The sequence below is a fragment of the Amaricoccus sp. genome (assembly GCF_017993425.1).
Taxonomy (GTDB): domain Bacteria; phylum Pseudomonadota; class Alphaproteobacteria; order Rhodobacterales; family Rhodobacteraceae; genus Amaricoccus.
In genome coordinates, this window is record NZ_JAGOMQ010000013.1 from 63,137 (window position 1) to 76,876 (window position 13,740).

At 74.5% G+C, this 13,740-nt stretch carries 15 protein-coding genes; 6 read left to right on the forward strand and 9 right to left on the reverse strand.

The window, feature by feature from the left end; genetic code table 11:
* Positions 1–9 precede the first annotated feature (9 nt).
* The 4 genes from KBB57_RS08255 to KBB57_RS08270 are packed head-to-tail and all read right to left on the reverse strand — an operon-like array spanning position 10 to position 3,408.
* A complete protein-coding gene (locus KBB57_RS08255; RefSeq protein WP_290748569.1) occupies positions 10–621 on the reverse strand; it encodes an NIPSNAP family protein in 612 nt (203 codons plus the stop codon).
* Positions 618–2,342 (reverse strand): FAD-dependent oxidoreductase, encoded by a 1,725-nt coding sequence (locus KBB57_RS08260; RefSeq protein WP_290748572.1) that lies wholly within the window; start codon positions 2,340–2,342, stop codon positions 618–620. Before KBB57_RS08260 ends, KBB57_RS08255 begins: the two co-directional genes overlap by 4 nt.
* Entirely contained in the window at positions 2,339–2,599 is a 261-nt protein-coding gene (locus KBB57_RS08265) for a hypothetical protein (protein WP_290748573.1), read from the reverse strand. The genes KBB57_RS08260 and KBB57_RS08265 overlap by 4 nt, the downstream gene beginning before the upstream one ends.
* Complete coding sequence (locus KBB57_RS08270; RefSeq protein WP_290748575.1) at positions 2,596–3,408, reverse strand: IclR family transcriptional regulator; 813 nt, start codon at positions 3,406–3,408, stop codon at positions 2,596–2,598. The genes KBB57_RS08265 and KBB57_RS08270 overlap by 4 nt, the downstream gene beginning before the upstream one ends.
* A 131-nt stretch (positions 3,409–3,539) precedes the next feature.
* Here KBB57_RS08270 and KBB57_RS08275 point away from each other — a divergent pair, with 131 nt between their 5' ends.
* The 4 genes from KBB57_RS08275 to KBB57_RS08290 all read left to right on the forward strand — a co-directional run bounded on the left by KBB57_RS08275 (position 3,540) and on the right by KBB57_RS08290 (position 7,417).
* Positions 3,540–5,264 carry an FAD-dependent oxidoreductase gene (locus KBB57_RS08275; protein ID WP_290748577.1) on the forward strand — a complete coding sequence of 575 codons (1,725 nt, stop codon included), beginning with the start codon at positions 3,540–3,542 and terminating at the stop codon, positions 5,262–5,264.
* A 133-nt stretch (positions 5,265–5,397) separates the two neighbouring features.
* On the forward strand, positions 5,398–6,291 hold the full coding sequence (locus KBB57_RS08280) for an NAD(P)-dependent oxidoreductase (protein ID WP_290748580.1): 894 nt from the start codon (positions 5,398–5,400) through the stop codon (positions 6,289–6,291).
* 4 nt (positions 6,292–6,295) lie between these two features.
* Complete coding sequence (locus KBB57_RS08285; RefSeq protein ID WP_290748582.1) at positions 6,296–7,099, forward strand: shikimate dehydrogenase; 804 nt, start codon at positions 6,296–6,298, stop codon at positions 7,097–7,099.
* A gap of 15 nt (positions 7,100–7,114) precedes the next feature.
* Positions 7,115–7,417: a LysR family transcriptional regulator gene (locus tag KBB57_RS08290; RefSeq protein ID WP_290748584.1), complete on the forward strand. Its 303-nt coding sequence runs from the start codon at positions 7,115–7,117 to the stop codon at positions 7,415–7,417.
* On the opposite strand, the gene KBB57_RS08295 is transcribed toward KBB57_RS08290, so the two are convergent.
* The 5 genes from KBB57_RS08295 to KBB57_RS08315 form a co-directional block, all read right to left on the reverse strand.
* The gene (locus KBB57_RS08295; RefSeq protein WP_290748587.1) at positions 7,351–8,451 is read right to left on the reverse strand and encodes an AI-2E family transporter; all 1,101 of its coding nucleotides are present in this window, start codon (positions 8,449–8,451) and stop codon (positions 7,351–7,353) included. The genes KBB57_RS08290 and KBB57_RS08295 overlap by 67 nt on opposite strands.
* The gene (locus tag KBB57_RS08300; RefSeq protein ID WP_290748589.1) at positions 8,451–8,930 is read right to left on the reverse strand and encodes a hypothetical protein; all 480 of its coding nucleotides are present in this window, start codon (positions 8,928–8,930) and stop codon (positions 8,451–8,453) included. The genes KBB57_RS08295 and KBB57_RS08300 overlap by 1 nt, the downstream gene beginning before the upstream one ends.
* 14 nt (positions 8,931–8,944) lie before the next feature.
* Positions 8,945–9,724 carry a glycerophosphodiester phosphodiesterase family protein gene (locus tag KBB57_RS08305; protein WP_290748591.1) on the reverse strand — a complete coding sequence of 260 codons (780 nt, stop codon included), beginning with the start codon at positions 9,722–9,724 and terminating at the stop codon, positions 8,945–8,947.
* On the reverse strand, positions 9,717–10,178 hold the full coding sequence (locus KBB57_RS08310; RefSeq protein WP_290748593.1) for a RidA family protein: 462 nt from the start codon (positions 10,176–10,178) through the stop codon (positions 9,717–9,719). The genes KBB57_RS08305 and KBB57_RS08310 overlap by 8 nt, the downstream gene beginning before the upstream one ends.
* 159 nt (positions 10,179–10,337) lie before the next feature.
* The gene (locus KBB57_RS08315) at positions 10,338–10,835 is read right to left on the reverse strand and encodes a component of SufBCD complex (protein WP_290748595.1); all 498 of its coding nucleotides are present in this window, start codon (positions 10,833–10,835) and stop codon (positions 10,338–10,340) included.
* Between the two features lie 131 nt (positions 10,836–10,966).
* On the opposite strand from KBB57_RS08315, the gene hemB reads away from it, so the two are divergent.
* Complete coding sequence (gene hemB, locus KBB57_RS08320; RefSeq protein ID WP_290748597.1) at positions 10,967–11,968, forward strand: porphobilinogen synthase; 1,002 nt, start codon at positions 10,967–10,969, stop codon at positions 11,966–11,968.
* Positions 11,969–12,330: 362 nt separating this feature from the next.
* Positions 12,331–13,626 (forward strand): lipoprotein-releasing ABC transporter permease subunit, encoded by a 1,296-nt coding sequence (locus KBB57_RS08325; protein ID WP_290748599.1) that lies wholly within the window; start codon positions 12,331–12,333, stop codon positions 13,624–13,626.
* The last annotated feature ends 114 nt before the right edge of the window (positions 13,627–13,740 follow it).

Below are 13,740 nucleotides of genomic sequence, written 5' to 3' on the forward strand. Positions count from 1 at the left end.
GACCGGCCCCTACTGCAACGGCGAGAAGGCGAGCGGCATGGCGATGGTCGAGGTCATCGCCGGCGTCAGCCAGTCCGGGCCGCCCTTGGCCGGCCAGGCCCCGTCGGCGAAGGACTGCGACCGCGCCTTCGCCCGCGCCTCCAGCGAGGGATAGGGCCAGAGCTGGGTCAGCCGCGGGCTGCCGTCGAGCGAGTACATCGCGATCGTCAGCCGCGAGTAGGCGCTCCGCCCCGGCACGGCGCCCTGCCACTTGCCCATGGTCGGCATCAGGCCGTTGAGCTTCATCCGGTAGCTCCGCAGCTCGTAGAACGGCCCGAACCTGCCCGGCTCGACCGGCGGCAGGAAGTCGAGCGGCCTGTAGGTGTCGAAGCTCATGTCGACCAGATGCTCGACGCAGCCGAACGGGTTGTCGCTCCTGAGCGCCCGGTCGCGCTCCTCGACAAGCGCGTCGAGGCTGTCGAAGCCGCGCAGCACGTAGATCTCGTTCAGCGCCCCGATGTCCGAGGCGAAGGCGCCGAGCAGCCGCCCGCCGCCCTCGGCCACCCAGGCCTCCACCGCCGGCGCGGCCTTGCCGGCGCCGAAGATCACCGTCTTCAGCGTCGCGATCTCGTAGAACGTCATGCCGAGGCTTCCTCCAGTCTCTCTGTCTCGTCGAGCCCGTCCACGAGCAGTCCCGCGAGCACGCGGCCCGCGACGTATCCGAAGGTCATCGCCGGCCCGAGCGTGATGCCGCCGCTCGGATAATTGCCGCCCATGACGCTGGTCATGTCGTTGCCCACCGCGAACAGCCCCGGGATCGCCGCGCCGTCCGCGCCCGTCACCCGCGCCGCCGCATCGGTGCGCAGCCCCGCGAAGGTGCCGAGGCTCCCCGCGACGATCCGCACCGCGTAGAACGGCCCGCGCTCCAGCGGCCCGAGCGCCGGGTTCGGCCATCGCGCCGCCGCATCGCCCTGCACCCGGTTGTAGGGCGAGGCGCCGCGGCCGAAATCCGGATCCTCGCCGCGCCGGGCATGCTCGTTGAACCGCGCCACCGTCGCCTCCAGCGCCGCCGGGTCGATCCCGCAGGCCCGCGCCAGCTCGGGAATCGTCCGCCCCCGCCGCAGGTAGCCGCTCGCCAGGTGCGGCCGCAGCGGGAACGGGAACGGCTTCGCCGCCCCGAGCCCCCAGCGCCGCTGCGCCGCATGATCGGCGATCAGCCACGCCGCCGGCTCCGCCCCCTCCGGCGTCGCCCGGAACAGCCCCGCCATGAAGTCGTGATAGCTGTCCGCCTCGTTGACGAACCGCCGCCCGGCCGCATCCACCGCCAGGAACCCCGGCTTCGCCCGCTCCACCAGATGCGGAAACCGCCCGACGCTGCCGTCGCCCCGAGGGACCAGCGACACCGGCGCCCAGGCCCCCGGATGCACGAGGTCGTCGGCCACCCGCGCCCCCACCGCCTCCGCCATCCGCATCCCGTCGCCGGCGTTCCCCTCGGGCGCCGCCGAATGGTGCTCCGCGTGGTCGAACATCGCCGCGATCCGCGCCGCGTCGTGGGGGAATCCCCCCGTCGCCAGCACCACCCCGCGCCGCGCCCGTACCACGCCCGCCTCCGCCCCGCCGATCGCGGCGCCGACCACCCGCCCGTCCTCGACCACCAGCCGCTCCGCCGGCGCGCCCGTCCGGATCTCCACGCCCTTGTCGAGCGCGCTCCTGAGCAGCCGCGCCGCCAGCGCGTTGCCGTTGACGAGCTGCATCCCCCGCCCGTGAACCGCGAGGTCGCGCCCATGCCGCAGGAACCGCCCCGCCGCGTAGCGCGCCGAGGCAACCGACCGCGTCGCGTTGACGAGATGGCCCATGTCCGCGCCCGAGGCGACGCCCATCCCGGCCACGGACACGATGTCGAGCGGCGGCCGCAGCTTGGCGATCCACGCCCCCAGCCCCCGCCCGTCATAGGGCGCCGCCGCCACCGACCGCCCGCCGGTCGCATGGCCCGGCGTGGCGTGGAAATCCGGCGCCTTGTTGCCGTCGACGAAGGCGACCGCGGTCTCCGCCTCGAAGAACCGCACCATCTCCGGCCCGTTCCGCAGGAACACCTCCAACCGCGGATCCGCCGCCCGGTTCCCGAGCTCGCTCGCCAGATACCGCCGCGGCCCGGCCTCGTCCTCGACGATCCCTGCCCGCACGGCGAGCGGGTTGCGCGGTATCCACAGCCACCCGCCCGACCACGCCGTCGTCCCGCCGAGCACCGGCTCCTTCTCGACCACCACCACGTCGAGCCCGTGGAACGCCGCCACCACCGCCGTCGCCAGCCCGCCGGCCCCGGAGCCCACGACCAGCACGTCGCACACCCGATCCCCGCTCATGACGCCAGCAGCCCCGGCATCAGCGCCCGCTCCGCCCGCCTAGCGCAAACGCCGGCCTCCCACACGTCCCCGGTCAGGAACGTCGCCCGCACTCCCTGCCCCGCCGGCGCATCGAGCGGCCCCTGCGGCGCCGGCTTGCGCCCGCTCGTCGTCGGCGCCAGCTCCAGCGCCCCGCCGCGCGCCGCGCAATCCGCGGCGAGCCGCAGCGCCACCGCGCCGCCGATGCCGTCGCTCGCCCCGGTGACGACCGCCCTCATGCCGTCCGTCTTTCCGCCGGACGGGCGGCGAAGAACCGCGAGCCCCGGCTCGCCGCGCCGATCTCCCCGGCCGCCGCCTGCAACGCCGGCGCCAGCGCCGCCATCCGCGCGGCGTCGAGCCGCACGCTCGGCGCCGCGATCGAGAGGCAGCCGATCGCCTCGCCCGTCCCGGCGCTGCGCACCGGCACGGCCATCGCCGCCATGCCGGCGAGATAGCTGTCGATCGCCACCGCGTATCCCTGCGCCCGCGCCTCGGCGAGCCGCGCGAGCAGTTCCGTCGCGCTCGCCGGCGCCTTCGCCCCGGCCCCCGGCTGCGTCGGCGCGATCCCCTGCCGCGACACCGCCATCAGCGCGTCATCGTCGCTCATCGTCGCGAGCCAGGCCCGCCCACCGGCCGAGGAGGCGAGATGCGCCACCACCCCCTGCTCGCGGCCCGGGTCATAGCGCAGGCCGCCCGTCGCGCCCTGCGCCACGCCGACCCAGACGAGGCTGTCGCCGTCGATCACGCTCAGCCGCACCAACTCGCCCGACTCGGCCGCCAGCCGGTCGAGGATCGGCTGCGCAACATCCGTCACCCCGCTCTGCCCGAGGAAGGTCAGCCCCAGCGACGCCAGCTTGATCGTCAGCGCATAGTCGCCCTGCGCGCGGTCCTGCCGCACGTAGCCCAGGCGCGCGAGATCGTTCAGCAGCCGGTGCGCCGCGCTCGGCGGCATGTCGAGCCGCGTGGCGATCGCGCCCACCGGCAGGCCCGCCGGATGCCAGGCCAGCATCTCCAGTATCCCGAGCGTCCGCTCCAGCACGCTGCTCACCGCAACCTCCGATTCCCGTCGCGTGCCGACGACATACTACCTCGCCCGCAAAAATGGAATGATATTCTGAAATTGAATTGCGTTCGGCACTGTGGCACCAATCGGCCAACGATGACGAATCGGAGGACGCAATGGCGGCGGCAGACGGGCTCGGCGGGATCGCGGAGGGCGCGACGTTCGACCTCGCGGTCCTCGGCGCCGGCGCGGGCGGCATGGCGGCCGCGGTGTTCGCGGCGCTGGAGGGCCAGCGCGTGCTCCTCGTCGAGCGCACCGAGTATCTCGGCGGCACCTCCGCCCTCTCCGCGGCCACCACCTGGATCCCCGGCACCCGCCTCGCCGCCACCGTCGGCGCCGAGGACAGCCGCGCCGACGTCTCCGGCTTCCTCGACCGCGCCGTCGGCAACCGCGCCCCCAAGGCCCTGCGCGAGGCCTTCCTCGACGCGGGGCCGGACGCGATCCACACCCTCCTCGACAGGACCGACGCGCAGTTCCGCGCCCGGCCCTTCCACCCCGACTACCTCTACGAGCTCGAAGGCGCGACCGCCTGCGGCCGCGCCCTCGAGCCGGAGCCCTTCGACGGCCGCGCCCTCGGCGCCGACCTCGCCCTCGTCCGGCCGCCGATCCCCGAGTTCACCATCCTCGGCGGCATGGCCATCGACCGCGACGACATCAAGCACCTGCTGCGGATGAAGCAGTCCGCCGCCTCGCTCGCCTATGCGCTCCGCCTCATCGCCCGCTACGGCCTCGCGCGGCTCCGCTACCCGCGCGACCCGCGGATGCTGATGGGCAACGCTCTGATCGGCCGCCTGCTGCTCACCGCCCGCCGCCTCGGCGTGACGATCCTCACCGAGGCCGAGGTCACCGACCTCACGACCGCGGACGGCGCCGTCACCGGCCTCGCCGTCCGCCAGGGCGCCGTCGCGCGCCATATCGGCGTCACCCGCGGCGTGGTGCTGGCGAGCGGCGGCTTCACCCGCCACCCGACGCGCCGGCAACAGATGCTCCCCGCCCCGGCCCCGGATTGGAGCCCGGCGGCCCCGGGCCACACCGGCGCGCTCCACGACATCGTGCTGAAGCTCGGCGCCCATTACGGCACGGGCCAGGCGCAGAACGCCTTCTGGGCCCCGATCTCCGTCCGCAAGCGCAAGGACGGCTCCATGGCCGCCTTCCCGCATTTCGTCCTCGACCGCTCGAAGCCCGGCACGGTCTGCGTCGGCAAGGACGGCCGCCGCTTCGTCAACGAATCCCGCAGCTATCACGAGTTCGTCGCCGCGATGTACGCGGCGAACACGGATGGCTCGACCATCCCGGCCTTCATCCTCTGCGACAGCGTCGCGCTGCGGAAATACGGCCTCGGCATGGTCCGCCCCGGCGGCGGCGATGTGAAGCCCTTCCTCGCCGACGGCTATCTCGTCGAGGCCCCCACCCTCGCGGCCCTCGCCGGCAAGCTCGGCATCGACCCCGCCGGCCTCGCCGAGACGGCGCAAAGGATGAACGCCTTCGCCGCCGCCGGCGTGGATGCCGACTTCCACCGCGGCGAGACCGTCTACGAGCGCGCCAACGGCGACGCCGAGGCAGGGACGAAGAACCCGACCCTCGGCCCGATCGGCGCGGCCCCCTTCTACGCCGTCCGCCTCTGGCCCGGCGACATCGGCGCCGCCATGGGCCTCGTCACCGACCCCGACGCCCGCGTGCTCCGCGAGGACGGCAGCCCGATCCCCGGCGTCTACGCCGTCGGCAACGACGCCCAGTCGATCATGGGCGGCGTCTATCCCGGCCCCGGCATAACCATCGGCCCGGCGATCACCTTCGGCTACATAGCCGCCCGCCACGCCAACCGGAGGGCGGCCGCATGACCCCCCGCCCGTTAACCCCCCGTAAAAAAGTGGCAAGCCGGATTCCAGCCGGATTCCAGCCCCATTCCAGCCAGCATTTTTCGAGCTCCGGCAAAGGGTTCGCCGCCCTCCCGCCACGGGGACCAAAATCCGCATGACCCGCGTCCTCGTCACCGGCGGAACCGGCTTCCTCGGCGCCTGGGTGGTCCGCGACCTCGTCGCCCGCGGCCACGCCGTCCGCGTCCTCGACCTCCGCCCCGACCCCGCCCATCTCGACTTCGTCTCCCCCGGCCTCTCGGCCGCCGTCGAATGCCGCGCCGGCGACATCCGCGACCCCGCCGCCGTCCGCGCCGCGATCTCGGGCTGCGACCGCGCCGTCCACCTCGCCGGCGTGATGACCCTCGACTGCGCCCGCGACCCCGTCGCCGGCGCCATGATCAACCTGATCGGCAGCCTCAACCTGTTCGAGGCCGCCATCGCCGAGGGCCTGCCCTCGCTCGCCTACGTCTCCACCGCCGGCGTCTTCGGCCCGACGGATGCGGAAAACCCAAGGCCCGCAACGCATTACGGCGCCTTCAAGCTCGCCGTCGAAGGCAGCGCGCGGGCCTATCTCGCCGACCGCGGCTTCCCCTCTGTCGGCTTCCGCCCCTACATCGTCTACGGCCCCGGCGAGTCTTCCGGCATCGCCGCCGGCCCCAGCATCGCGCTGCGCGCCGCCCACGAGGGCCGCCCGGCCGTCATCCGCTTCTCCGGCCGCGTCGGCTTCGTCCACGTCGAGGAGGTCGCGGCCGCCTTCGTCGCCGCCGTCGAGAGCCCGCCCGAAGGCGCCGAAGCCTGGACGCTCGCCGGCGAGACCACGGACATGACCACCTTCCTCACCACCCTCCGCGCCCAGATCCCCGCCGCCGACATCGCCATCGACGGCCCGCCGCTGCGCATCCCGCCCGAGATCGGCGCCGGCCCCCGCCCCGCCTTCCTCGCCGCAACGCCCCGGATCGGCCTCGCCGAAGGCGTCGCCCGCACCCTCGCCCATTATCGCAAGAGCTGACCCCATGGACGTGATCCTGAACGGAGAAACCCGCCTCTACTACATCGTCGGCGACCCGATCGCGCAGGTGAAGTCCCCCCCGGCGCTGACCGCGATCCTCGTCGAGCGCGGCGCCAACGCCCTCGTCGTCCCCGCCCACGTCGCCCCGGCCGACCTCGACGCCTTCCTCGCCGCCGCCCGCGTCACGCGGAACGTCGACGGCATCGTCGTCACCGTCCCCCACAAGATCGCCTGCCTCGCCTTCTGCGACGAGACCACCGAGCGCGCCGCCTTCGCCGGCTCGACCAACGTCATCCGCCGCGGAGCGGACGGCCGCTGGCGCGGCGACAACACCGACGGCCAGGGCTACCTCGACGGCATGGCCGCCCGCGGCTTCGACGTCGCCGGCAAGACCGCGCTCCTCGTCGGCGCCGGCGGCGCCGGCTCGGCCATCGCCTACGAGATCCTCGCCCGCGGCGCGAAGCATCTGAAAATCCACGACATCGACACGACCCGCCGCGACCGCATCCTCGCCCGTCTCGCCGAGCGCTTCCCCGGCCGCGCCGCCTCCGGCGACGCCGACCCGACCGGCGTCGACCTCGTCGCCAACGCCACCCCGCTCGGGATGCGCGAGGGCGACCCGCTCCCCGTCGACGCCACGAAACTCGTGGCCGCCCAGTTCGTCGCCGACGTCATCACCCGGCCCGAGATCTCGCCGCTCCTCGTCCACGCCCGACACATCGGTTGCGCGACGATGCCCGGCGCCGGCATGTTCGACGCGCAGGCCCAGCTCCTCGTCGACCGGATGCTCGGGCTCGACGCGGTCTGAACCGGGGGGAGCGCGATGCCGGATCTCCCGCTGCGCCAGGTCGAGGTCATCCGCGCCGCGATGATGACCGGCGCCATCCAGGGCGCGGCCGAGCTCCTGCACGTCTCGTCCCCCGGCATCAGCCGGCTCCTCGAGCACACCGAGGAAAGCCTCGGCGGGCGCCCCCGACGCCCCGTTCCGCATCGCCGCCCAGAAACGCCGCCTCCGCCCCACCGGCCTCCCGCGGACATGACGGCCGGGGGCGGCCCGGATCACGCCTCCGGGTCGTCGCGGCTCCGCGCCGGCGGCAGGCGGGCCCAGGCGAGCACCAGCTCGTAGAACACCGACAGCACCACGGGCCCGAGGAACAGCCCGACGAGCCCGTGCGTCAGCGTGCCGCCGATCACCCCGGTCAGGATGACGAGCATCGGCGTCGTCAGCCCGCGCGCCATCAGGATCGGCTTCAGCACGTTGTCGACGAGCCCGACGGGCACGAGGAGCGCGGTCAGCACGACGGCGAAGGTCGTCGTCTGCGTCACCCAGATCCAGATCAGCACCGGCAGCAGCACCGGCGCGGCGCCGATCTGGACGATGCAGAGCAGCAGCACGCCGAAGGCGATCAGCCCGGCGCCCGGGATGCCGGCGCCATAGAGGATGACCCCCGCCAGCAGCGCCTGCAGCAGCGCCACCCCGATCACCCCGCGCGAGACGTTGCGGATCGTCGCCCCCGCGAGGTCGACGAAATGCGCGCCGCGCGGGGCGATGAGGCGGCTCGCGAAGGCCCGCACCCCGGCGGCGAGGCGCGGCCCCGGCGGGAACAGGAACCCGGCGATCACCACCGAGACGACGAACTTCAGCACGTCGGCGCCGAGCGCCGCGACCTTGCCGAGCACCACCCCGCCGGCGGGCAGCATCGCCGGCCCGTAGCGGTGCGTGGCCTCCTCGAGGTTGCCCGCCGCCAGCGCCCAGGCCTCCGAGACCGTCTCGCCGACCACCGGCCAGCCCGCGACGCCCGCCGGCGGCGGCGGGATGCGGAGCGCCCCGGACTGCACCCCCGTCGCCAGCCATTGCACGCTCTCGGCGAGGCTCCCCACCAGCAGGCTCACCGGCCCGAGCACCGTGGCGAGCGCGACGAGGGTGATGAGCGTCGCCGCGAGCCCCCCGCGCCCGCCGAGCCGCGCCTCTAGCCAGGCATAGGCGGGATAGAGCGCGACGGCGAGCAGCACCGCCCAGACCACGATGGGGATGAACGGGCTGACGAGCTGCAGCGACCACCAGGCGAACAGCCCGAGAAAGGCGAGGCGGACGACGAAGTCGGTCGCGCCCGCCTCGAACGCCTCCCGCCGCGCCCGGGGAAATCGCCGCTCCGGCATCACGACGAGCCCGCGGCGGCGGCCGTGTCGAGGCCGGCGCGGTCGAGGCTCGCGACGATCCGCGCCGCCGGCTCCGGCGCGAGATGGCGGCCGGCGAGGTCGCCGGCGATCCGCGCGCCGGAGCCCGGATTGCCGGCGAGGATGGCCGGGACGGCCTCGTCGGCGAGGCCGGGCTCCGTCGCCGCCGCGGCGACGGCGACGTGGCCATGGAGGATCTGCGGCGCGTTCCCCCGCCGCGCCTCGGCGAGCGCCTCGGCGTGGCGGCCATGGGCGAAGCGCCAGAGGAAGAGGTCGACCCGGTAGCCCCCGGGCTGCCCCGGATTGCCGGCGTAGGCATCCTCCAGGAGCGGCAGCGCCAGCGCCCGCGGGGCCCCGGGGTCCGACGGCGCTCCACCCTCCGGCGCCTCCGAGGTGCCCCCGAACGCCGGCGCATAGCCGCCGCGGGGAATGTCGATCCGGAACCGGCTCGCCCTCGCCATGCCTTCCGCCCCCCTCATCCCGCCGGAATCGCCGCCCGATACCGCTCGAAGGTGATGTTGTCCGCCACCCGCCGCGCCAGCGCCTCCTCCGCCGGCGAGCGGATCGTCCAGGTCAGCACCGCGAGCCCGCCAGCCTTCAGCCGCGCCACCGCCGGACTCGCGAGGTCGGCCTTGTCGTGCGAGACGAAGCTCGACCCCGTCGGCCCCGCCTCGGCCAGCGACGCGAGCTCCGCCCGGCGATAGTCCGGCAGCGCCCAGTCCTCGCCGTCGAAGGCGCAGGAGGTGAGCCCGCGCGCCACCCCCGGCGCCGCCGCGGCCAGCGCCGCCACCGAATGCGGGTTGAACGACATCACCGCCACCGGCCCGGCATAGCCGGCCAGCAGCCCGGCCACCCGCGCCTCCAGCGGCCCCACCTCCGGCCCGAGCACCCCGGTCTGGTCCTTCACCTCGACGAGGAGCGGCGCCCGCCCCCCGACGATCGCCAGAACCTCGGCGAGCGTCGGGATCGTCTCGTCGCTGCCGCTCAGCCGCAGCCGCCCGAGCGCCGCCGCTGCGTGGTCGGCGACCAGCCCCGGCGCGCCGGTCAGCCGCGGCAGCGCCTCGTCGTGGAACACCATCGCCTCGCCGTCGGCGGCGCGCTGCACGTCGACCTCGACGCCATAGCCCGCCTCGACCGCGGCCCTGACCGCGGCCCGGCTGTTCTCGATCACGCCGCCGGCGGCGTCGTGCAGCCCGCGATGCGCGAGCGGCAGCCGCAGGAAGGCCGGGTCGAGCGCGGGCGAAAGCTCAGGCAAGCTCGAAGATCGCCTCGATCTCGACCGCCACCCCGAGCGGCAGCGCCGCCACGCCGACGGCCGAGCGCGCATGGCGCCCCTTGTCGCCAAAGACCTCGACGAGGAAGTCCGACGCGCCGTTCACCACCTTCGGCTGGTCGGTAAACGCCGGCGCGCTGTTGACGAAGGCCGTCAGCTTCACGATCCGCGCGATCCCGTCGAGATCGCCCCCTGCCGCCTTGCGCGCCTGGGCGAGCAGCGCCAGCGCGCAGGTCTTCGCCGCCGCCGCCCCGGCCGCCACGTCGAGATCCTCGCCGAGCCGCCCGCGGATCGGCCCGCCGGCGTCGCCGCTGATCTGGCCGGAGACGTAGACCATCTTGCCCGAGACGACGAAGGGCACGTAGTTCGCCGCCGGCGCCGGCGCGTCGGGCAGGCTCGCGCCGAGCTCGGCGAGACGTTTCTCGATTGCGGACATGGGCGGTCTCCCTCGTACTGGTTTCGCGCCCTTATAGGCCGGGCGCCCACCCCCGCCAAGCGCCGGATCTCCCGGCCCCCGCGCCTGTGGATAACTCGACATCACGAATAATGTATATTTGCACCAATTACTTAATATGCGTCCCACTGTGGGACATTTTCAGAAGCCGAACCGTGGCGGGTGGCCGAGCGCGGCGACGGCGGCCGTCACCATCGCCACCATGGCGATCGCCTGGTTGATCGCCCGCCGCCGCGACAGCCGCTTGCGCAGCGCCTCGCCGGAGAGCCGCCGCGCCCGGACCTGCCGCGCGAGCCGCAGCGTCCCGAACCCGGCCGCCGCCAGCGGAAAGGCCAGCAGGAACGCCGCCTCCGCCGCCTCGACGCGATAGGCGTAGGCGAGCGTCGCGAGCCCGGCCAGCGCAAACCCCGCCGCCGCCGCCGCCCAGGCCCCGCAGGCGTCGCCGATCCCCGCCAGCCGCTCCGCCCCGATCCGCGCCAGCAGGTCCACCCGCTCCGCCACCTCCGGCAGCCGCGCCGCCCGCACCACCATGTCGTGCGGCACCCCCAGCGTGCGCTGGCAGACGAGCGCCCAGACGACCACGGTCAGCGCCCAGTACCAGACGCTGAAGAAGCTCTCGAAGCGGAACACGGACAACAAGGGGCGGGACTCCGGCGGCGACCGGCCGGTCCTACCGCGGCCAGCCCCGCGATCCAACCCCGACAGGGGTTGAGCGTCGCCGCCGCGCCGTGGCACAGGGGACCCGAGCCAGCCGGAGGAGCCCGCGCCAGATGACCCCGCTCGCCGCCCCCTTCCCGCTCGGCCGCCCGCGCCGCCTGCGCCGGACGCCGTGGATCCGCGACCTCGTCGCCGAGGCGAGCCTCGCGCCCGCCGACCTGATCTGGCCGATCTTCGTGCGCGAGGGAACCGACGCGGCCGAGCCCGTCGCCTCGCTCCCCGGCGTCGAGCGCCTGACCATCGACCGCGCCGTCCGCGCCGCCGAGGAGGCCGCAAGCCTCGGCATCCCCTGCCTCGCGCTCTTCCCCTACACCGAGGCCGCCGACAAGAACCCGCAGGCGACCGAGGCCTGGAACCCGGAGAACCTCGTCTGCCGCGCCACCCGCGCCATCAAGGCCGCCGTGCCCGAGGTCGGCGTCCTCCTCGACGTGGCGCTCGACCCCTACAACTCCGACGGCCACGACGGCCTCGTCCGCGACGGCGAGGTCCTCAACGACGAGACCCTGGTCGCGCTGGAGAAGATGGGCCTCGCCCAGGCCGAGGCCGGCGCCGACATCCTCGCCCCCTCCGACATGATGGACGGCCGCATCGGCGTCCTGCGCGCCGCCCTCCACGAGAACGACCTCCCCGACGTGACGATCCTCGCCTACGCCGCCAAGTACGCCTCCTGCTTCTACGGCCCCTTCCGCGACGCCGTCGGCTCCGGCGGCGCGCTCAAGGGCGACAAGAAGACCTACCAGATGGACCCGCGAAACCGCGACGAGGCCCTGCGCGAGGTGGCGATCGACCTCGCCGAGGGCGCCGACATGGTGATGGTCAAGCCGGGCCTCCCCTATCTCGACGTCTGCGCCGCGGTGAAGGCCCGCTTCGGCGTGCCCACCTTCGCCTACCAGGTCTCCGGCGAGTACGCGATGATCGAGGCCGCCGCCGCCAACGGCTGGCTCGACCGCGACCGCGCCATGTGGGAAAGCCTCATCGCCTTCAAGCGCGCCGGCTGCGACGGCGTCCTCACCTACTTCGCCCCCCGCGCCGCCCGCGCGCTGGCCGCCCGCTGACCCGCCGCCCGCCGACCAGCCCCGCCCGCACCGCCTGCTGCCGCCCGCACCGCGCCGCCCGCGTCCGCGCCGCCCCCTGCCCCCCGGCCGGCGCGCGGCCGGAATCGTCACGAGGCTCGGACGCCCGCGCCGCCCCGTCCCCCAGCCGGCGCCCGGCCGGGACCGGCGCAAAGCTCGGACGCCGCTCCGCCCGGCCTCCCGCGCCGACGGCCCCTCCTCGTTGACCCCGCCGCCCGCGCTGTCGCGCGGCCGCTCCCCGTCCCGCACCCTTCACGACCGCCGCACGCCTTCCTCGCCGGACCGCGAGGCCCGGCCGATTGCCGGTTGACCTTCCCGCCCGCCCCTCCCACGGTCCGCGCGCCATGACCGACGCTCCCCGGACGCCGCCGCCCTTCGCCGCCTTCGAGTGGCAGATCGCCTGGCGCTACCTGCGCGCCCGCCGCCGCGAGGGCGGCGTCTCCGTCATCGCCTGGTACGCGCTGGTCGGCGTCATGCTCGGCGTCGCCACCCTGATCGTCGTGCAGGCGGTGATGATCGGCTTCCGCGAGGAGTTCACCGACCGCATCATCGGCGCGAACGCCCACGTCACCGTCTACCAGGCCCCGACGCTCGGCCCCGACGGCCAGCCCGACCGGCTGATCCGCGACTACGACGCGCTGGCCGCCCGCCTCGCCGCCGTCCCCGGCGTCACCCGCGCGAGCCCCCTCGTCCGCGGCCAGGTGATGGCCTCCGCCCATGGCCGCGCCACCGGCGTCGAGGTCCTCGGCACGCGCACCGCGGATCTCGAGAAGGTCCCGCTGGTCGCCCGCCCCGAGATCGGCTTCGGCGACCTCTCCCGCCTCGACAAGGGCGTCGCCATCGGCGCCGGCGTCGCCCGCGAGCTCGGCCTCGCCGTCGGCGACGTCGTCACCCTGATCTCGCCGCAGGGCATCGACACCCCCTTCGGCGCCTCGCCGCGCATCTCCGACTACGAGGTCGTCTACGTCTTCGGCGTCGGCCGCTTCGACATCGACCGCACCCGCGTCTACATGCCCTTCGCCGAGGCGCAGGCCTTCTTCGACCGCGACGCCGCCGCCGACGAGATCGAGGTCTTCACCGCCGACCCGATGGACGTCGACGCCCTCCGCGCCCCCCTCGCCCGGGCCGCCGGCGACGGCGCGGTGCTCTGGACCTGGCGCGACGCCTCCGGCGCCTTCCTCTCCGCCCTCGACGTCGAGCGCCGGGTGATGTTCATCATCCTCTCCCTCGTCGTGCTGATCGCCGGCCTCAACATCGTCTCCGGCCTCGTCATGCTGGTGAAGAACAAGGGCCGCGACATCGGCATCCTGCGCACCATGGGCCTGACCAGCGGCTCGATCATGCGGGTGTTCTTCCTCTGCGGCGCGCTGATCGGCGTGACCGGCACGGTGCTCGGAGTCCTCCTCGGCTGCCTCTTCGCCACCTACATCCAGGACATCCAGGCGGTGGTGGAATGGATCTCCGGCGGCTCGGTCTGGAACCCCGAGATCCGCTTCCTCACCGAGATCCCCGCCCGCCTCCGCCCCGGCGACGTCGCCGCCGTCGTCGCCATGGCGCTCGGCCTCTCCTTCCTCGTCACCCTCGCCCCCGCCCGCAACGCCGCCCGCCTCAACCCCGTCGAGGCCCTGCGCTATGAGTGACGCCCTCCGGCTGACGGACGTCCGACAGGCCCCCACCCCCGGCGCGCCCGGCGAGGTCGTCGCCATGGCGCCTGGCCTCTCCGTCGGCGCGCCGGCCCGCCCCAACCCCGTCGA

Coding starts and splice junctions, on each gene's coding strand:
- KBB57_RS08255 (WP_290748569.1), bottom strand. CDS start 621: ATGACGTTCTACGAGATCGCGACGCTGAAGACGGTGATCTTCGGCGCC.
- KBB57_RS08260 (WP_290748572.1), bottom strand. CDS start 2,342: ATGAGCGGGGATCGGGTGTGCGACGTGCTGGTCGTGGGCTCCGGGGCC.
- KBB57_RS08265 (WP_290748573.1), bottom strand. CDS start 2,599: ATGAGGGCGGTCGTCACCGGGGCGAGCGACGGCATCGGCGGCGCGGTG.
- KBB57_RS08275 (WP_290748577.1), top strand. CDS start 3,540: ATGGCGGCGGCAGACGGGCTCGGCGGGATCGCGGAGGGCGCGACGTTC.
- KBB57_RS08280 (WP_290748580.1), top strand. CDS start 5,398: ATGACCCGCGTCCTCGTCACCGGCGGAACCGGCTTCCTCGGCGCCTGG.
- KBB57_RS08285 (WP_290748582.1), top strand. CDS start 6,296: ATGGACGTGATCCTGAACGGAGAAACCCGCCTCTACTACATCGTCGGC.
- KBB57_RS08290 (WP_290748584.1), top strand. CDS start 7,115: ATGCCGGATCTCCCGCTGCGCCAGGTCGAGGTCATCCGCGCCGCGATG.
- KBB57_RS08295 (WP_290748587.1), bottom strand. CDS start 8,451: ATGCCGGAGCGGCGATTTCCCCGGGCGCGGCGGGAGGCGTTCGAGGCG.
- KBB57_RS08300 (WP_290748589.1), bottom strand. CDS start 8,930: ATGGCGAGGGCGAGCCGGTTCCGGATCGACATTCCCCGCGGCGGCTAT.
- KBB57_RS08310 (WP_290748593.1), bottom strand. CDS start 10,178: ATGTCCGCAATCGAGAAACGTCTCGCCGAGCTCGGCGCGAGCCTGCCC.
- hemB (WP_290748597.1), top strand. CDS start 10,967: ATGACCCCGCTCGCCGCCCCCTTCCCGCTCGGCCGCCCGCGCCGCCTG.
- KBB57_RS08325 (WP_290748599.1), top strand. CDS start 12,331: ATGACCGACGCTCCCCGGACGCCGCCGCCCTTCGCCGCCTTCGAGTGG.